This window comes from Streptomyces sp. NPDC002446, assembly GCF_053595675.1.
On sequence record NZ_JBSFYC010000003.1, the window covers coordinates 64,501 to 82,884 of the forward strand.

General features: G+C 68.5%; 12 protein-coding genes. 8 read left to right on the plus strand and 4 right to left on the minus strand.

Going from position 1 to position 18,384, the window contains the following annotated elements; all coding sequences use genetic code 11:
• The first annotated feature begins 53 nt into the window (after positions 1 to 53).
• Positions 54 to 1,085, plus strand: a complete 1,032-nt coding sequence (locus ACWD6P_RS03495; protein ID WP_451442324.1) for an alanine racemase — start codon at positions 54 to 56, stop codon at positions 1,083 to 1,085.
• Positions 1,086 to 1,181: 96 nt separating this feature from the next.
• Here ACWD6P_RS03495 and ACWD6P_RS03500 read toward each other — a convergent pair whose 3' ends face one another.
• Both ACWD6P_RS03500 and ACWD6P_RS03505 read right to left on the minus strand, forming a co-directional pair.
• Positions 1,182 to 2,663: a glycosyltransferase family 87 protein gene (locus ACWD6P_RS03500; protein WP_451442325.1), complete on the minus strand. Its 1,482-nt coding sequence runs from the start codon at positions 2,661 to 2,663 to the stop codon at positions 1,182 to 1,184.
• A 158-nt stretch (positions 2,664 to 2,821) separates the two neighbouring features.
• Entirely contained in the window at positions 2,822 to 5,491 is a 2,670-nt protein-coding gene (locus ACWD6P_RS03505; protein WP_451442326.1) for a transglycosylase domain-containing protein, read from the minus strand.
• Between the two features lie 361 nt (positions 5,492 to 5,852).
• On the opposite strand from ACWD6P_RS03505, the gene ACWD6P_RS03510 reads away from it, so the two are divergent.
• From ACWD6P_RS03510 to ACWD6P_RS03525, 4 genes are all read left to right on the plus strand, one after another.
• Positions 5,853 to 6,533 (plus strand): PadR family transcriptional regulator, encoded by a 681-nt coding sequence (locus tag ACWD6P_RS03510; protein WP_451442327.1) that lies wholly within the window; start codon positions 5,853 to 5,855, stop codon positions 6,531 to 6,533.
• Between the two features lie 46 nt (positions 6,534 to 6,579).
• Complete coding sequence (locus tag ACWD6P_RS03515) at positions 6,580 to 7,662, plus strand: inositol-3-phosphate synthase (RefSeq protein ID WP_451442328.1); 1,083 nt, start codon at positions 6,580 to 6,582, stop codon at positions 7,660 to 7,662.
• A gap of 79 nt (positions 7,663 to 7,741) precedes the next feature.
• A complete protein-coding gene (locus ACWD6P_RS03520) occupies positions 7,742 to 9,001 on the plus strand; it encodes an MFS transporter (RefSeq protein ID WP_451442329.1) in 1,260 nt (419 codons plus the stop codon).
• A gap of 111 nt (positions 9,002 to 9,112) precedes the next feature.
• Positions 9,113 to 9,694: an LppU/SCO3897 family protein gene (locus tag ACWD6P_RS03525; RefSeq protein ID WP_451442330.1), complete on the plus strand. Its 582-nt coding sequence runs from the start codon at positions 9,113 to 9,115 to the stop codon at positions 9,692 to 9,694.
• Positions 9,695 to 9,857: 163 nt separating this feature from the next.
• On the opposite strand, the gene ACWD6P_RS03530 is transcribed toward ACWD6P_RS03525, so the two are convergent.
• Positions 9,858 to 11,333: a CCA tRNA nucleotidyltransferase gene (locus ACWD6P_RS03530; RefSeq protein ID WP_451442331.1), complete on the minus strand. Its 1,476-nt coding sequence runs from the start codon at positions 11,331 to 11,333 to the stop codon at positions 9,858 to 9,860.
• Between the two features lie 249 nt (positions 11,334 to 11,582).
• Here ACWD6P_RS03530 and ACWD6P_RS03535 point away from each other — a divergent pair, with 249 nt between their 5' ends.
• The 3 genes from ACWD6P_RS03535 (at position 11,583) to ACWD6P_RS03545 (ending at position 17,930) form a co-directional block, all read left to right on the plus strand.
• On the plus strand, positions 11,583 to 13,853 hold the full coding sequence (locus ACWD6P_RS03535) for a DUF6049 family protein (protein WP_451442332.1): 2,271 nt from the start codon (positions 11,583 to 11,585) through the stop codon (positions 13,851 to 13,853).
• A gap of 46 nt (positions 13,854 to 13,899) precedes the next feature.
• Positions 13,900 to 16,107, plus strand: coding sequence for a murein biosynthesis integral membrane protein MurJ (gene murJ / locus ACWD6P_RS03540; RefSeq protein WP_451442333.1), 2,208 nt, complete (start codon positions 13,900 to 13,902; stop codon positions 16,105 to 16,107).
• Positions 16,108 to 16,214: 107 nt separating this feature from the next.
• Entirely contained in the window at positions 16,215 to 17,930 is a 1,716-nt protein-coding gene (locus ACWD6P_RS03545) for a protein kinase family protein (RefSeq protein ID WP_451442334.1), read from the plus strand.
• A gap of 95 nt (positions 17,931 to 18,025) precedes the next feature.
• On the opposite strand, the gene ACWD6P_RS03550 is transcribed toward ACWD6P_RS03545, so the two are convergent.
• On the minus strand, positions 18,026 to 18,328 hold the full coding sequence (locus ACWD6P_RS03550; protein ID WP_451442335.1) for a hypothetical protein: 303 nt from the start codon (positions 18,326 to 18,328) through the stop codon (positions 18,026 to 18,028).
• Between the last annotated feature and the right edge of the window lie 56 nt (positions 18,329 to 18,384).

Below are 18,384 nucleotides of genomic sequence, written 5' to 3' on the forward strand. Positions count from 1 at the left end.
ACCGTTCGTACTCCTGACACACCCCAGCCACGAGAAAGGTTCCGGGCCCGGCCATGGCGCTCACCCTCTACGTCGACACCGCGCGCTGGCGGGCGCATCAGCAGAGCGTTCTCCAGCAGTTCCCCGGGCTGGTCCCGGTCTGCAAAGGCAACGGCTACGGCTTCGGCCATGAGCGCCTCGCCGACGAGGCGACCCGTCTGGGTGCCGACCTCCTCGCGGTCGGGACGACCTACGAAGCGGCCCGTATCAAGGACTTCTTCAGCGGTGACCTGCTCGTACTGACCCCGTTCCGCCACGGCGAGGAGCCGGTGCCGCTGCCCGACCGGGCGATCCGTTCGGTCTCCTCGGTCGAGGGCGTGGGCGGCCTGGTCGGCGCCCGGGTCGTCATCGAGGTCATGAGCAGCATGAAGCGCCATGGCGTCAAGCCGGAGGACCTGCCGAAGCTGGCCGCGGCCATCGAGGACGTCCGGCTCGAAGGCTTCGCGATGCACCTGCCGCTGGACCGCACCGACGGATCCGACGCGGTCGATGAGGTCATCGGCTGGATGGACCGGCTGCGCGCCGCCCGTCTCCCGCTGCACACCATGTTCGTCAGCCACCTCAAGGCCGATGAACTCGCCCGTCTCCAGCAGCAGTTCCCGCAGACCCGCTTTCGCGCGCGGATCGGTACGCGGCTGTGGCTCGGCGACCACGAGGCCACCGAGTACCGCGGCTCGGTGCTCGACGTCACCCGGGTCGCCAAGGGGGAGCGCTTCGGCTACCGCCAGCAGAAGGCGGCCTCCGACGGCTACCTGGTCGTGGTGGCCGGTGGCACCTCGCACGGCGTCGGCCTGGAGTCGCCCAAGGCACTGCACGGTGTGATGCCGCGTGCCAAGGGCGTGGCACGGGCCGGTCTGGCGACCGTCAACCGCAACCTCGCACCGTATGTCTGGGCCGGGAAGCAGCGCTGGTTCGCGGAGCCCCCGCACATGCAGGTGTCGATCCTCTTCGTGCCCGGGGACGCCCCGCAGCCGCAGGTCGGCGAGGAGCTGGTGGCCCATCTGCGGCACACCACCACCCAGTTCGACCGCCTCGTGGACCGCTGAGCCGGCCGGGCTTCCCGCTCGGGCACAGACACCAAGGGCCCGGTGCCGTAGACCTCCTCTGCGGCACCGGGCCCTGTGCATGCGTAGCGCCCTGGCTCAGTCCCGTACGACGCCCCAGCGCACCCGTGGCGTCCCCTCGAACTGCACCGCGTGCCGAGGCGGGTGGTGCGCCCTTCCGAGTACGAACACATCGGGGCTGCGGTCCAGGACGCCGCCGGACGGATCGTCGTCACCGTCCCTGCGGACCACATCGCGCTCCGGCATCAGAATGTCCCGGACGACCACGGCGCACAGGTAGAGGGTGCCCAAGAGGTGCAGCGCGATGGCCAGGTGGTAGCCCTCCGGCGGCAGACCCTGGTGCTTGTCACCGTTGCCGGTGTAGGCGAGGTACATCCAGATCCCCAGGAAGTACATGACCTCGCAGGCCTGCCAGATGAGGAAGTCCCGCCAGCGCGGCCTGGCCAGCGCGGCGAGCGGGGTCAGCCACAGCACGTACTGGGGCGAGTAGACCTTGTTGGTCAGGATGAACAGCGCGACCACGAGGAAGGCGAGCTGCGCGAACCGCGGCCGGCGCGGCGCGCAGAGGGTCAGCACGCCGATGGCGGCACAGCCCAGGAGCATCAGCAGCGTGGCGTAGGTGTTGGCGTTCTCCAGGGGATTCCCGGTGCGCTGCGAGATCAGCAGCCAGATCGAGCCGAAGTCGATGGGCCGCTCCTGGCTGAAGGTGTAGAACTTCGCCCAGCCCTCGCGGATGTGGAATCCCGTCGCATCGTGCGTGATCATCACCGGCAGGTTCACCACCAGCCAGGACCCCACCGCTCCGGCCGCTGCCTTTCCGTACGCGCGCCAGGCTCCCGCCCGCCAGCACAGCACCAGCAGCGGGCCCAGCAGCAGCACGGGGTACAGCTTTGCCGCGGTGGCCAGGCCGATCAGCAAGCCGGCCTTCAGCGGGCGGCTGCGTGACCACATCAGCATCCCCGCGGCGGTCAGGGCGATCGCCAGCAGGTCCCAGTTGATGGTCGCGGTGAGGGCGAAGGCGGGCGCCAGGGCGACGAGGAGGCCGTCCCAGGGGCGTCGCCGGTGGGTACGGGTCACACACACCGCGATGATCGCGGCGCAGATCATCAGCATGCCGGCGTTGACAAGCCAGTAGATCTGTTCGCGGTGCTGGATCGTCCCGCCGTGCGGCGTCATCCAGGAGGCGACCTCCATGAAGGCACCGGTCAGCACCGGGTACTCCAGGTACTCCATATCGCCGGGCAACCGGTCGAAGTACGGGATCAGCCCGTCGGCGAAGCCCCGCCCCGCGTAGAGATGCGGGATGTCGGAGTAGCAGGCATGGGTGTACTGGCTCGTGGCTCCGAAGAACCAGCCGCCGTTGTAGCAGGGCAGCTTCTGCACCATGCCGAGCGCGAACATCCCGATGGCGACGAGCGCGATGATCCGCACCGGCGTCAGCCAGTTCGTACCGAGCAGGGCGCGCCGGCCGAGCGGCCCTCCGACCAGCTCGCTGCCGGCCGCCGCCACCTCATCCCGCTTTGTCGGCCGTACCGGCTCGTCCTGTCGCACGCTCGTCATGGGCCCATCCTGCCGTACGGCCAGGTGCAGAACATGGCGAAGCCCCTGCCCGGCAATGCGGGCAGGGGCTTCGTGGCTCCATGTTTCACGTGAAACAGTCACCGCCACGTTTCACGTGAAACAGTCCGCGGCGTTTCACGTGAAACGGTCGGCGGTTCCTATGAACCGCTCGGGCCGCCGAACAAGCCGCCGTTACCTCCGCCGTTCCCGTTGCCGTTGCCATTGCCGCCACTGGTGCCCGGGTCCACGGTGGGAGTGGTCGTTTCACCCCCGGTGTCGCCACCCGTTCCGCCGCCGGTGGTCGTCCCACCAGTGTCGTTGCAGTTGACGTCCCAGGGAGAGCAGGGCTTGGTCGGGGACGGGCTCGGGCTGTCCGACGGGGGAGCGGACTCGCTGGGAGTGCCCGACGGCGTCGCCGACGGCGTGTCCGACGGGGTGGGAGTCGGGGTCGGCGACGGCACACCCGCCTGGTCCGCCCTCTCACCGATCGGCAGGGCGGGCGGGAACGACTCCGGCGTGACGCCGTTCATCGCCTGCAGCATGTACTCGGTCCACACCTCGGTGGGCAGCGCACCACCGTGGATCGAGTCGAAGCCGCCGACTCCGTTCATGGACAGCTGACGCGGGTTCTGCGGGTCCTCGCGGAACATCGTGATGGCCGTCGAGAGCTGCTTGGTGTACCCGACGAACCAGGCCGACTTGTTCTCGTCGGTGGTGCCGGTCTTGCCCGCGGCCGGCATGTTCAGCCGCTTGGCTTCCTGCGCCGTGCCGTTGTCGATGACGTTCTCGAGCACTTTGGTCACGTTGTTGGCGATGTTGGAGTCCATTGCCGTCTCCTGGCTGGGCTTCTCGAAGCCCGGCCGCTCCTTGCCCCCGCGCGTCACCTTGGTCACCGAGTACGGCTCCACCTTCGTCCCCGACGCGGCGAACGTCGCATAGGCATCGGCCATACGGATCGCGCTCGGCGTGGAGGTGCCCAGCGCGAAGGACGGGTTGAGGTTCTTGTCGAAGCTGGCCTCCGAGATGCCCGCGGCCGCCGCCATGTCCTTGACCTTGGACATCCCGACATCCATGCCGAGCTGCACGAACGGGGTGTTGACGGACTGCTCCATCGCCTTGGTCAAGGAGATATAGCCCCAGCGATGGTTGCTCTCGTTCTCCTGGTAGAAGGGCGAGTTGTCGCGCTTGAGGACGTAGCTGCCGTCCGCCTTCATCACCTTGAGATGGTCATTGCCGTTGTACCGGCTGTCCGGCGACAGTCCCTGGGGCTGGGTCTTGGGCACGCCGTGCTTCATCGCCGCCGCGAGCACGAACGGCTTCCAGGTCGAGCCGACCGGCACACCGAAGGTATCGGCGTTGTTGCTGAAGTGCCCCTTGTCGTAGCCCTCACCGCCGTACAGGGCGACGATCTTGCCGTCGCCCGGCACCACGGAGGCACCGCCGAACTGGACGTACTTGTCCTTCGCGCGTTCCTTGGGGTTGATGTAGCGCTTGTCGACCTTCTTGACCGCTGCGGTGAGCTGCTCGGTCTTCTTCTTGTCGAAGGTCGTCTGGATCGTGTAGCCGCCCTTGTCGAACTGGGCCTCGGTGAGGTTTCCGTGCTTCAGCACGTACTTCTTGGCGGTGTCCATCAGATAGCCGATCTGGCCGCTCTTGCTGGCCACCGGCTTCGGCGTGTTGGGCTTGGGGAACTTCTGGTACTCGGCCCGCTCCGCCTTCGACATGAGGCCGTTCTCCACCTCCCGGTCGAGGATCCACTTCCACCGGGCGATGGCACGCTTGGTGTTCGCCTCCCGAGTGGCCCCCGGGCCGGTGCCGCCCGCCGGGTCGTACAGGTCGGCGCCCTTGAGCACGGTCGCCAGGAAGGCACCCTCGTCCGGCTTCAGCTTGTCGGCGTTCTTGCCGTAGTACGCCTGGGCGGCTGCCTGGATGCCGTAGGCACCACGACCGTAGTAGCTGGTGTTCAGGTACCCCTGCAGGATCTTCGGCTTCTCCATCCGCCAGCCGACCTTGATCGCGATGAACAGTTCCTTGAACTTGCGATCGAGCGTCTGGTCCTGGTTCAGCATGGCGTTCTTGACGTACTGCTGGGTGATGGTCGAGCCACCCTGGGTCTCGCCGCCCCTCGCCATGTTGAACACGGCGCGCGCGATGCCCATCGGGTCCACACCGGAGTCCGTGCGGAAAGAGGCGTTCTCCGCCGCGATCGCCGCATTCTGCATGGACGGAGGGATGTCTTTTATGTCGATGTTCTGCCGGTTCGTCTTACCGTCGCGAGCCATGACCTCCCCATTGGCCCAGAGGTAGACGTTGTTCTGCGACTTGGCGGCGTCGCTCTCGCTCGGCACGTTCACCAGGGCCAACGCGACACCGGAGACGCCCACGATCAGACCGGCGAAGCCGACGCACAGGCTGGCGACCTGCTTCCACGACGGCACAAAGCGCCGCCAGCCGATCTTGTTGGCGCGCGGGTAGTCGATCAGACGCCGCTTGTCGGGCCTCCCGTCGCCGCGCCCGCGGCCGCGGCCGCCCTCGGGGCCACCGCCACCGCCGCCACGACGGCCTCCACCGCCATGACCGCCGGCACCGGAGCCGGCCGCCGAGGTGTCGGACACCCGCCGGCGCCCGCCGCGCTGGGCGGCCCTGCGGGCCTCGGCCCGCCCGCCCGTCCGCGGCTCATGACCGGAAGGGTCGCCGTAGTGGGCAGGACCGGCATCGGAGCCACGTGAACGGGCGGCACGGCGCCCTGATGACTCCTGTGCGGCGCGTCGGGCCGCGGCACGTCCGCCACTCTGCGGCTGTGGCGGTTTGCGACGGTGCTCGCTCATGGAACGAATACTCCTCGGGCAGGCGCGCTATCTCGTCGCCTGAAGGCGGCAGTTGTCTTCAGGTCCCCCCGATGCGCGGCCCACACCACAGGCGCGAGCCGCAATACACCGAGGACGGGGACGTCGGATATCGGCCCGCGGTTCCCGGCAGTCTGCATGCCGCACAGACTACGCACGGCCAAAACCTGCCCAGTGTTGAAATTCACTCCAAATCAGTCAGGTTGGATCGCACGAATCGGTGATGTGACGCCGTTCACCGTCCCCCCTCTTGTCCCACCCAGGTGCCCGTTCTATCGTCTGGATGTATCGAGTCGATACATCAGCACGACATAAAGAACGCACCGGGCCGAGGAGGCGGAGGATGAGCAGACGTTCCGGCATCCTCGAGTTCGCCGTCCTCGGCCTGCTCCGCGAGTCCCCGATGCACGGCTATGAGCTGCGAAAACGGCTCAATACCTCGCTCGGGGTGTTCCGTGCGTTCAGTTACGGCACCCTCTACCCCTGCCTCAAGGCGCTGGTCGCCAGCGGCTGGCTCGTCGAGGAGACGGACAGCGCTCCGGAGGGCGTTCCCGCCGCGGCTCTGACCGGGCGCCGAGCCAAGATCGTCTACCGATTGACCGCAGCGGGCAAAGAGCACTTCGAGGAGTTGCTCGCCCACTCCGGGCCGGATGCGTGGGAGGACGAGCACTTCGGCGTCCGCTTCGCATTCTTCGGCCAGACGTCGCGGGACGTACGGATGCGCGTGCTGGAAGGCCGCCGCAGCCGGCTGGAGGAGCGCCTCGAGAAGATGCGCACCTCCTTGGCCAGGTCCCGCGAGCGGCTGGACGACTACACCCTCGAACTGCAACGCCACGGCATGGAGTCCGTGGAGCGCGAAGTCCGTTGGTTGAACGAGCTCATCGAGAGTGAGCGCGCCGGGCGCGATCAGCGCGCACCGGGTCCCGCAGCGCAGGACATGAAGAACCAGTCAGGAGATACGGGCGGCCTGCCCCGGCACCGGGGTGGTTCCCGGCCGGATCCGTCCGATGACACCACCACATGAGGCTCTGCTGCGCAGATCCTCATCGAGAACACAGGGAGCAACCGGAATGGGTTCGGTTCGCGTAGCCATCGTCGGCGTGGGCAACTGCGCCGCCTCGCTGGTACAAGGCGTCGAGTACTACAAGGACGCCGACCCGAAGAGCCGCGTGCCCGGCCTCATGCACGTGCAGTTCGGCGACTACCACGTGCGTGACATCGAGTTCGTGGCTGCCTTCGACGTCGACGCCAAGAAGGTCGGCCTCGACCTCGCGGATGCCATCGGCGCCAGCGAGAACAACACCATCAAGATCTGCGATGTGCCGAACGCCGGTGTGCAGGTCCAGCGCGGCCACACCCTCGACGGCCTGGGCAAGTACTACCGCCAGACCATCGAGGAGTCCGCCGAGGCCCCGGTCGACATCGTCCAGGTCCTCAAGGACAAGCAGGTCGACGTTCTGGTCTGCTACCTCCCGGTCGGCTCCGAGGACGCCGCGAAGTACTACGCCCAGTGCGCCATCGACGCCAAGGTCGCCTTCGTCAACGCCCTCCCGGTCTTCATCGCCGGCACCAAGGAGTGGGCGGACAAGTTCACCGAGGCCGGTGTCCCGATCGTCGGTGACGACATCAAGTCGCAGGTCGGCGCCACGATCACGCACCGCGTGATGGCCAAGCTCTTCGAGGACCGGGGCGTCATCCTGGACCGCACGATGCAGCTGAACGTCGGCGGCAACATGGACTTCAAGAACATGCTCGAGCGTGAGCGCCTGGAGTCCAAGAAGATCTCCAAGACGCAGGCCGTCACCTCCCAGATCCGGGACCGTGAGCTGGGCGAGGACAACGTCCACATCGGCCCGTCGGACTTCGTGGCCTGGCTGGACGACCGCAAGTGGGCCTACGTCCGCCTCGAGGGCCGCGCCTTCGGTGACGTCCCGCTGAACCTCGAGTACAAGCTCGAGGTCTGGGACTCCCCGAACTCCGCGGGCGTCATCATCGACGCGCTGCGCGCCGCGAAGATCGCCAAGGACCGGGGCATCGGCGGCCCGATCCTCTCCGCGTCCTCGTACTTCATGAAGTCGCCGCCGGTGCAGTACTTCGACGACGAGGCGCGGGAGAGCGTCGAGAAGTTCATCAACGGTGAGGTCGAGCGCTGAGGCGCCCCACCACAACCTCCCTTCGCAGGCCCCCGGGTATTCCACCCGGGGGCCTGCGGGCTGTGTGAGGCTGTGCCTCATGCATGCTGTGCGCGATCTCCGCGTGTTACTCCGGCTACGTGACTTCCGTTCGCTTCTTGCCGCACGGCTTCTGTCGCAGGCGGCCGACGGGGTATTCCAGGTCGCGCTCGCCACCTACGTCGTCTTCTCACCCGAGAAGCAGACCTCGCCCGCGGCCATCGCCTCCGCCATGGCGATCCTGCTGCTGCCGTACTCGCTGCTCGGACCGTTCACCGGTGTGCTGCTCGACCGCTGGCGGCGACGGCAGGTCCTGCTGTACGGCAATCTGCTGCGGACTCTGCTGGCCACGGCGACGGCGGCGTTGATCGTGGGGCACGTCCCCGACTGGATCTTCTACGCCTCGGCGCTGTCGGTGACCGCGGTGAACCGCTTCGTCCTGGCCGGGCTCTCGGCCGCGCTGCCGCGCGTGGTCGACGGTGAACAGCAGCTGGTCATGGCCAACTCCCTTACGCCCACGGCCGGAACGCTCGCCGCGACGGCCGGCGGCGGACTCGCCTTCGCCGTCCGGCTGGCCGGCCCGGACGTGGACGCGTACGTCGTGCTGCTCGCCGCGGCGCTCTACTTCTGCTCGGCCCTCACCGCACTGCGCATGACGCCACAGCTGCTCGGACCCGATTCCACACACCTCCAACCGCGGGTCCGGGAGGCCCTGTTTAGCACGGTCCGAGGTCTCGCCGAGGGGCTGCGTCATCTCGCCGAGCGGCGCACGGCGGCCCGTGCGCTGACCGCGATGACCCTGATCCGCTTCTGCTACGGAGCTCTGACGGTCATGGTGCTGATGCTGTGCCGGTACTCCTGGGGGGACACCGAATCCGAGGGACTGGCCCTGCTCGGAATCACCGTCGCGGTGTCAGGTGCGGGCTTCTTGATGGCCGCTGTCGTCACGCCGTGGGCGGTGGCGCGGTTCGCCGCGTTCGGCTGGATCGCGTGCTGTGCGGCCATAGGCGCGGTGCTGGTGCCGTCGCTCGGTCTGTTCTTCTCGCCGGGTCCGATGCTGGCCGCCGCATTCGTACTCGGTCTCAGCACCCAAGGAACCAAGATCTCCACGGACACGGTCGTCCAGTCATCGGTCGACGATGCGTTCCGCGGCCGGGTATTCGCCCTCTACGACATGCTGTTCAACGTCGCCTTCGTCGGCGCCGCCGCGGTCGCCGCCCTCATGCTGCCGCCGGACGGACGGTCCACCGTTCTGATCCTCATGGTGGCCGTGGTCTACGCGGTGGTCGCCGCGGCGATGGTGCGCTTGAACCGCGGTTAGCCGCTGCTCCCTCGCATGGTGGCGACCCGGCCGCAGCGGCGGGGCACCCGGACCAGATACCTTACGGGGCGTCCTGCACGAGCCTGTACACATCAAAATCGGGGGAGTTCCATGTCCACGCCGCCTCAGGGCCCGAATCCGTACGGTCAGGCGCCGTACGGGCAGCAGCCGTACGGTCAGAACCCGTACCCCCAGGCTCCGCCGCCGCCCCAGGCTCCTTACGGTCAGCCTCAGGGCGGGTACGCCTACCCGCAGCAGCCGCAGGCCCCGTACGGCTATCAGCAGCCGCAGCCGGGATATCCGGCACCCCCGCAGCAGTCCTACGGGCAGCCCGGCGCCCCCGTTCCGCCACCGCCGCAGCCTGCCAAGCGCCGGTCCCCGAAGGGGATTCTGAAGGCTGTCGGAGTCGTCATCGCCCTGATCGTCTGCGCGTTCTTCTGGTTCACCAGCCTGGACGACGCCAGCAACGCCGAGGCCGGCGACTGCGTGAAGAAGTCCAGCAGCGCGCTCGACGACGGCCTCGAAGTGGTCGACTGCGGCAGCGGGGAAGTCGATTACAAGGTGACCAAGGTGCACGACGGCACCTCGGACCCGACCGTGTGCGCCGCGGGCGAGGACGCCTATGTCCAGACCGTGCAGCGCCGTCGGCGGGCCGATACGGCGATGGTGCTCTGCCTGACCCCTTCGAAGTAGCGCGCCCGCGATCGTCTCGGATACGGCTTGGGGGCGGTGTTTCACGTGAAACACCGCCCCCAACGTCTCCTGGCCCATGTTTCACGTGAAACATGGAGACCGGCCCATCGCCTGTTTCACGTGAAACATGGGGACGGGCCCGCCGTCTGTTTCACGTGAAACATCAGCCCTGTGCGGCCCACCACTCCTTCAGAGCCGCGATCGCCGCCTCCCGGTCCATGGGACCGTGCTCCAGTCGGAGCTCCAGCATCTGCTTGTACGCCTTGCCGACCTCGGGCCCCGGACGGATGCCCAGGATCTGCATGATGTCGTTGCCGTCCAGGTCCGGCCGGATCGCCTCCAGCTCTTCCTGCTCCTGCAGTCGCGCGATGCGCTCCTCGAGCCCGTCATAGGCGCGCGACAGCGCAGCGGCCTTGCGCTTGTTGCGGGTGGTGCAGTCCGAGCGCGTCAGCTTGTGCAGCCTTTCCAGCTGCGGGCCGGCGTCGCGCACATAACGGCGGACCGCGGAGTCCGTCCACTCGCCCGTGCCATAGCCGTGGAAGCGCAGATGCAGCTCCACCAGACGCGAGACGTCCTTGACCATGTCGTTGGAGTACTTCAGCGCGGTCATCCGCTTCTTGGTCATCTTCGCGCCCACCACTTCGTGATGGTGGAAGGAGACCCGGCCGTCCTTCTCGAAGCGCCGCGTCCTGGGCTTGCCGATGTCGTGCAGCAGGGCCGCGAGCCGCAGGACCAGGTCGGGACCGTTCTCCTCGAGGTCGATCGCCTGCTCCAGGACCGTCAGCGAATGCTCGTAGACGTCCTTGTGCCGATGGTGTTCGTCACTCTCCAGCCGCAGCGCCGGCAGCTCGGGCAGGACCCGGTCGGCCAGACCGGAATCGACGAACAGCCGCAGGCCCTTGCGCGGGTACGGCGCCAGGATCAGCTTGTTCAGCTCGTCCCGTACGCGCTCGGCGGAGACGATCTCGATGCGCTCCGCCATCGCCTTCATCGCGGCGACGACCTCGGGGGCGACCTCGAAGTCCAGCTGGGCGGCGAAGCGGGCCGCCCGCATCATCCGCAGCGGATCGTCCGAGAACGACTCCTCCGGCGTCCCCGGCGTCCGCAGGACCCGGTCAGCCAGGTCCTCCAGGCCGCCGTGCGGGTCGACGAACTCCTTCTGCGGCAGCAGCACCGCCATGGCGTTGACCGTGAAGTCCCGGCGGACGAGATCGTCCTCGATGGAGTCGCCGTAGGACACCTCGGGCTTGCGGGAGGTGCGGTCGTAGGCCTCGGAGCGGTAGGTCGTGATCTCGATGTCGAACGAGTCCTTCTTGCAACCGACCGTGCCGAAGGCGATGCCGACCTCCCAGACCGCGTCCGCCCACGGCCGGACGATCTTCAGTACGTCCTCGGGGCGGGCATCGGTGGTGAAGTCCAGGTCGTTGCCGAGCCGGCCGAGCAGCGCATCCCGGACCGAGCCGCCGACCAGGGCAAGCGTGAACCCGGCCTCCTGGAATCGGCGGGCCAGGTCATCCGCGACGGGGGACACCCGCAGCAGTTCGCTCACAGCGCGCCGCTGCACATGGTTCAGCGCGTTCGACGACTGCGGGGTCCGCTCGGCGTGCGGGGTGGGGAGGTCATTGTTGGCGTTCGGCACAACAGAACAGGGTACGTGGCCGCGCCGCGCGAAGCGTCACGTAATAAAGGGGACAGGCCGGTCACGGGGCGGCCGGCTCCGCGATCATGTGGAGCACTCCCCGGCACTCCGGCGCGGCAGGCCTCGTTACCATTCGTGGACGCACATTCCGACGACCACTGACGACGACGAGGGACGGGCGAGCGCGTGGCCGAGGCGGCAGGGTTCCAGGGGACTGAACGGCCGCGTGGTCGATGGCTGCGAAGGACCGTGACACTGCTCACTGGAGTGCCCCTGCTCGTGGGACTGCTCCAGGCCCCGCACGCCCCCTCCGCACAGGCGGCCCCGACCGGCTCCCGCACGGTCGACGTCACCATCGACTCGCTCTCGCCCTCCGCTCCCGCCAAGAGCGACACGGTCACCGTCTCCGGCACGCTGACCAACGAAGGACGCAGCACGATCACCGGCGCGCACGTCGGGATGCACCGTGGCGATGCGCTCAGCAGCCGCAGCGCCATCGAGTCCGCGAGCCGTCGCACCGGCTATCTGCCGGAGGTCGACGGCGAAGAGGTCGACAAGCACCAGGAGAAGATCGACAAGCTGGAGCCCGGCGTCAGCCGCACCTTCACCCTCAGCGTCCCGGTCAAGGACCTCGACCTCGGCGATGACGGTGTGTACCAGATCGGCGTCTCGCTGTCAGGGCGCACCCAGGCCTCCTCCTACGAGCAGGTCCTGGGGATCGACCGGACCTTCCTGCCCTGGCAGGCCGCCAACGCCGAGAAGAAGACCCAGCTCACGTACCTGTGGCCGCTGGTCTCCCCCACCCACCTCACCGCCGAGACCGACGCGGACGCCCAGCAGACACCGGTCTTCCGTAACGACGACCTCGCTGCCGAGCTCGCGCCGGGAGGCCGCCTCCAGCAGATGGTCGCGCTGGGCAAGAACCTGCCGGTGACCTTCGTCATCGACCCCGACCTGCTCGCGACCGTCGACGCAATGACCAAGTCGTACCGGGTGAACGGGCCGGACGGCCCGATGGGCAAGAACCAGGCCGTCGCCAAGCAGTGGCTGCACGAACTCGAAGAGGCCGTGAAGTCCCACGAGGTGGTCGCGCTGCCCTTCGCGGACCCCGACCTGGCCTCGCTCGCCCACCACGGCAAGGGCGTGCCCAGCGCGCTCAGCCACCTCGGCCCGGCCACGGACCTCGCCGAGAAGACCGTGGACACGATCCTCGGTGTCAAGCCGCGTACGGACTTCGCCTGGCCCGTGAACGGCGCGATCGACTCCTCCATCGTCGACGTCGCCACTTCAGCCGGCGCACACAACGTGATCGCCCGCAGCGACAGCCTGCGGGAGAGCGGCGGCCTGTCCTACACCCCGACGGCGGCCCGCCCCATCGGCGGCGGCAATACCGCCATCGTCGCGGACGCACAGCTCTCCCGGGCGTTCGAGGGCGATATGTCGAAGGCCGGGGACGCCACACACGCGGTTCAGGAGTTCCTCGCCCAGACCCAGATGATCAGCCTCCAGGACCCGGACCGGCAGCGCAGCATCGTCGTCGCACCGCAGCGCATGCCGTCGGTCAGCCAGGCCCAGGCCATGGCCACCGCGCTGCGGGATCTGGACGAGTCCGGGCGCTGGACCGCGCCGCTGCGCCTCAGCGGCGCCGCCAAGGCCAAGCCCGACCCCGCGGCCGGCCGCCGGGTGCCGAGCGGTGCCGCCTACCCGTCCTCGCTGCGCCGGCAGGAGCTCCCCACCGCCGCCTTCCGGCAGATCCAGGGCACCCAGGCCGCCCTGGACGAATTCCGGGTGATCCTGGCCCAGCCGGAGCGTGTAGTGACGCCGTTCGGCAACGCCATGATGCGGGAGATGTCGACGCAGTGGCGGGGCGACGCCTCCGGTGCCTCGGCCTTCCGTCGCTCCGTGCGCAGCTATCTCGACGGTCTGACCAAGAAGGTCCACCTGATCCAGAAGTCGGGGGCCACGCTCTCCGGGCGCAGCGCCACGATTCCGGTGACGGTCCAGAACAACCTGGTCCAGGGCGTCAAGGGCATGACGCTGAAGCTGACCTCCTCCCAGCCCAATCGTCTGGACGCAGGGAAGCCGCAGGAGATCACGGTGGACGGCGGGCACAGCCAGTCGTTCAAGTTCGACACCACAGCCAACGCCAACGGCCGCGCATGGGTGACCGCGCAGCTCTACACGGCGGACGGAAAGCCCTACGGTGACCCCATGACGTTCCAGGTGAACGTCACGGAGATCACCGCGACGGTGATGCTCGTCATCGCCGGCGGTGTGCTGCTGCTCGTCCTCGCCGGCGTACGGATCTACCTCCAGCGCAAGCGGGCGGCGGCCCGGCGCACCGAGGACGGTGCGGACGACGGCGGAGCGGACGACGACGGCCCCGATGGCGATGCGGGCACGGACGGCGACAGCGGCGGCACGGACGGAGACACCCCCGAGCAGCCGAGTGACCCCACGCCGGACACCGGTTCGGAAAACTCCGACCCGTCCGGCTCAGGTGAGAAAGTGGACCGTTGATATATGGCGGGGCCGGATGGCCGGCGACGGATGAGATGGGGCAGCGATGAACGCGCCGTACGACGGTGACCGGGGCCGGGGCGCCAATGGCGACCCCAGGGGGCCGGTCCCTCCGACGCCCTCGTTCCCAGCGGACCAGGATCCCTTTGTGCAGGACGCCTACCGCAACGACCCCCATCAGGCGCAGGACCCGACGGCCCAGGCCCCGGTGACCGAGGCGCCCTACGACCGCGCCGCGCACCCGCCGTCGCCTCCGGCCCAGCCCTCGCACCCGCTCTATCAGCAGCCGGCCGCGGGCCGCCACACCCCCGACCCCCAGCTGTGGTCCTCGCCGCCCGAGCCGCAGGGGCCCGCCCAGCACGCCCCGTACGGTGAGGACGCCGCGACGACGCAGTTCGCCAAGCCGTTCACCCAGGCCACCGACGAGCGTCCGCAGTCCGATGCGTTCGCGCATCTCTACCGCGATCAGCAGCCCTACGAGCCGCAGCGCCCGTCACCAGCCGGACCGCCCGCCGGTCCCCACGCGGCCGCCGCGGCGCCCGTCCCGGATGCCGTACCGCAGCAGCCCGCCGCGCCGACGCCGGAGCCCGCCCCCGTGCCGGCGGCCGGCAAGTCCTCCGGCGGCCGCGCCTCGGGCCTGCTCAAGTCCAGCGCCGTGATGGCCGCCGGCACGATGGTGTCCCGCCTCACGGGCTTCATCCGCTCGGCGCTGATCGTGGCGGCGCTCGGCGGCGCCGTGCTCGGTGACTCCTGGCAGGTCGCCTACCAGCTCCCGACGATGATCTTCATCCTGACCATCGGCGGCGGTCTGAACTCCGTCTTCGTCCCGCAGCTGGTGCGCGCGATGAAGGAGGACGACGACGGCGGCGAGGCCTATGCCAACCGGCTGCTGACGCTGGTCGTCGTGGTCCTCGGTGTGCTGACGGTGCTGTCGGTGTTCGCCGCACCGCTCCTGGTGAAACTGGTCTCCTTCGACATCTCACGCGACCCCGCGGCCAACGAGGTCGCCGTCGCCTTCACCCGCTACTGCGTACCCACGATCTTCTTCATGGGTCTGCATGTGGTGATGGGGCAGATCCTCAACGCCCGCGGCCGCTTCGGCGCGATGATGTGGACCCCGGTCCTCAACAACATCGTCATGATCGCCACTTTCGGCCTGTTCATCGGGGTCTACGGGACGGCGGAGACCTCGCACATCGGCGTCACCACCATCCCCGACGAGGGCCTCCGGCTCCTGGGCATCGGCACCCTCCTGGGCCTCGTCGTCCAGGCGCTGGCGATGATCCCCTACCTGCGTGACGCCGACTTCAAGCTCCGCCTCCGCTTCGACTGGCGCGGCCACGGCCTGGGCAAGGCCGCCAAGCTCGCCAAGTGGACGGTGCTGTTCGTGCTCGCCAACCAGGCGGGCGTCCTGGTCGTCACCCAGCTGTCCACCTGGGCCGGCAACACCGCCGACCAGCAGGGCCACCCGGGCACCGGCTTCATCTCGTACGCCAGTGCCCAGCTGATCTGGAACATGCCGCAGGCGATCATCACCGTCTCCGTCATGGCGGCGCTGCTGCCGCGGCTGGCGCGGTCCGCACACGACGGTGATACCGGGGCCGTGCGGGACGACATCTCGCAGGGCCTGCGCACCTCCGCCGTCGCGATCGTCCCGATCTCGTTCGGCTTTCTCTCCCTGGGCATCCCGCTGTGCACGCTGGTCTACGGCTCGTCCGGCGCCGGCATTCCGATGGGCTACATGCTGATGGCCTTCGGCGTGGGTCTGATCCCGTTCTCGGTGCAGTACGTCGTCCTGCGCGCCTTCTACGCGTACGAGGACACCCGCACCCCCTTCTACAACACGGTGATCGTCGCCGCCGTCAACGCCGCCGCCTCCGGCCTGTGCTTCCTGATCCTGCCCGCCCGCTGGGCCGTGGTCGGCATGGCGGCCTCCTACGGCCTGGCGTACATCATCGGCGTCGGTGTGGCCTGGCGACGGCTGGGCAAGCGGATGGACGGCGACCTCGACACCGCCCATGTCGTGCGGACCTACGCGCGGCTGGCCGGCGCCAGCGTCCCGGCCACGATCGTCTCCGGGGCCGTGGTGTACGGCATCATGCAGACGCTCGGCAGCGGATTCCTCGGCTCGCTCACCGGGCTGATCGCCGGCATCGCCGCGCTTCTCGCCGTGTTCTACGTCGCCGCACGCAAAATGCGCATTGAGGAAATGAACGCCCTGGTCGGCATGGTCCGGTCAAAGCTTGGGCGCTGATTGAGCACAACCATCGGCTGCCACCGTGTGTCGTGCATAGTGGCGGACTGTGGGCACAATTGTCTTGGCTCATTGAGCCTGCAACGGATGGGGAGGCAGGAACGACGGTGGCGGAACGGAGCACGGCTGCCGTCGACGTGGCCGACACGAGCGGTGAAGAACCGCTGACCGCCAAGGCGGGTAAGGCCACGGACGACGGTGCTAAGGCCGAGAAGGTATCCGGCGGGGAGAACGACGCCGCACGCACCGATGAGCAGCGTGCCGAGGCGACCGGGGCCCAGCCACCGGAACTGCACAGCGGCCACAAGCTCGCCAGACGTTACCGCCTCGAAGAGTGCGTCACCCGTCTGGACGGATTCAGCAGCTGGCGTGCGGTCGACGAAAAGCTGCGCCGGGCCGTCGGGGTGCATATCCTGCCCGCCGACCATCCACGGGCCCGGCCCGTACTTTCCGCCGCCCGTTCCTCGGCGCTGCTCGGCGACCCGCGCTTTGTGCAGGTCCTCGACGCCGTCGAGGAGAACGACCTCGTCTACGTCGTCCATGAATGGCTGCCGGACGCCACCGAGCTCACCACCGTGCTCGCCAACGGCCCGCTCGAGCCGCACGACGCCTACCAGCTCGTCAGCCAGGTCTCCCAGGCCATGGCCGCCGCGCACCGCGAAGGCCTGGCCCACCTGCGGATCACCCCCGGTTCGGTGCTGCGTACGGAGTCCGGGCAGTACCGCATCCGTGGTCTCGCCGTCATGGCGGCGCTGCGCGGCATCACCTGCGAGCACCCTCAGCGCACGGACACCGAGGCGATCGGTGCCCTGCTGTACGCCGCGCTGACCCAGCGCTGGCCGTACGAGAACGACGCCCACGGGCTGACGGGCCTGCCGAAGGGTGTCGGGCTGATCGCGCCCGACCAGGTGCGTGCCGGCGTCCACCGCGGGCTGTCCGAGCTGGCCATGCGCGCTCTGATCAACGACGGCGCCACGGCTTCCCGCCAGGAGCAGCCCTGCACCACCCCGGAGGAGCTTGCCAAGGCCGTCGCGGCCATGCCGCGTATCCGGCCCCCGGAGACGGCGTTCAGCACGCCTCCGCCGTACCAGCGCACGGGGTACCAGCAGGGCAACTACCGGCAGTCATCGACGCACAACGGCCAGTCCGTGCGGGCGGCTCAGCCCGTTGCCACGCCCCCGCCGCCGCTGCACAGCCGTACCGGCCGGGCACTGAAGTGGTCCGTCTCCGCGCTGCTCATCGCCGCACTCGGGCTGGGCAGCTGGCAGCTGGCGGACACACTGCTGAAGCGGGAGAACGACCAGGACGACCCGGGGAACTCGCAGACGAGCGGCGGCCCCGCCAAGAAGCGCACGGCAAAGCCTCTCGCGATCAAGGGCACCACGGAGTTCGCGCCCCTGGACGCACCTTCCAGGGCGGAGCAGGTTCCCAATGCCGCGGACGGCGACCCAAGTACCGCCTGGGTGACCAAGCGGTTCAAGGGGTGGCCGAACTTCGGAAACTTGCCGTCGTACGCCGAGGGCAGCGGCATCATCGCTGACCTGGGGAGCGCCAAGGACATCTCCGAGATACAGGTCAGCATGTACCGGCCGGGCCAGACGGTGGAAGTCCGCGCAGCGGCGCCTTCCGCAGCCAGCCCGACGACGCTCGGCGATTTCTCACGACGCCTCTCCAAACTGGAGAAGGCTGATGGCCGGCTGAATGTGAAACTCGACCAGCCGGTGCGGGCTCGCTATGTACTGATCCGCGTCACGGAACTTCCCAGCGATGAAGAATCAGGTTGGTTCCGCGGGGGAATTTCAGAAATCAAAATTTCTGGCTGATATTGCGGACAACGCATTTTCCTCATCCGCCGGTGCCTTCGCCTACGGCACGAGGGCCTGCCGAGTCATCGGCAGGCCCTCGTGGCTCGTGAGGCTCAGCCGCGCCCCTGGGTGTCCTGGGCGACGATGAAGTACTTGCCGCACTCGCCCGCGAACCTCCATGTTCCGCGGCCCACCCACGCGCCGTATATCGTCTTGCCGTTGCTGCAGTCGGTAACGGCGCGAGCCTGACCGCTCTTGATGGTGCAGGTCGCGCTCCACGAGTTGACCGTCTGCTTCCAGTTGCCGCACCTGTAGTTGCTGGCGGCAGACGCGGGGGTGGCAGTAGCCACCCCGCCGGCGAGAAGTGCAGCGGTCACAGATGCCGTTGCGGCGCGGCGCAGCACGGTGTTCTTCAAGGAAGTCCCCTCCTGGATGCCCGATCGGGCGCAATGCGATGGTCACGGACGTTTCA

Coding starts and splice junctions, on each gene's coding strand:
- ACWD6P_RS03495 (WP_451442324.1), top strand. CDS start 54: ATGGCGCTCACCCTCTACGTCGACACCGCGCGCTGGCGGGCGCATCAG.
- ACWD6P_RS03520 (WP_451442329.1), top strand. CDS start 7,742: ATGCATGCTGTGCGCGATCTCCGCGTGTTACTCCGGCTACGTGACTTC.
- ACWD6P_RS03500 (WP_451442325.1), bottom strand. CDS start 2,663: ATGACGAGCGTGCGACAGGACGAGCCGGTACGGCCGACAAAGCGGGAT.
- murJ (WP_451442333.1), top strand. CDS start 13,900: ATGAACGCGCCGTACGACGGTGACCGGGGCCGGGGCGCCAATGGCGAC.
- ACWD6P_RS03510 (WP_451442327.1), top strand. CDS start 5,853: ATGAGCAGACGTTCCGGCATCCTCGAGTTCGCCGTCCTCGGCCTGCTC.
- ACWD6P_RS03525 (WP_451442330.1), top strand. CDS start 9,113: ATGTCCACGCCGCCTCAGGGCCCGAATCCGTACGGTCAGGCGCCGTAC.
- ACWD6P_RS03515 (WP_451442328.1), top strand. CDS start 6,580: ATGGGTTCGGTTCGCGTAGCCATCGTCGGCGTGGGCAACTGCGCCGCC.
- ACWD6P_RS03505 (WP_451442326.1), bottom strand. CDS start 5,491: ATGAGCGAGCACCGTCGCAAACCGCCACAGCCGCAGAGTGGCGGACGT.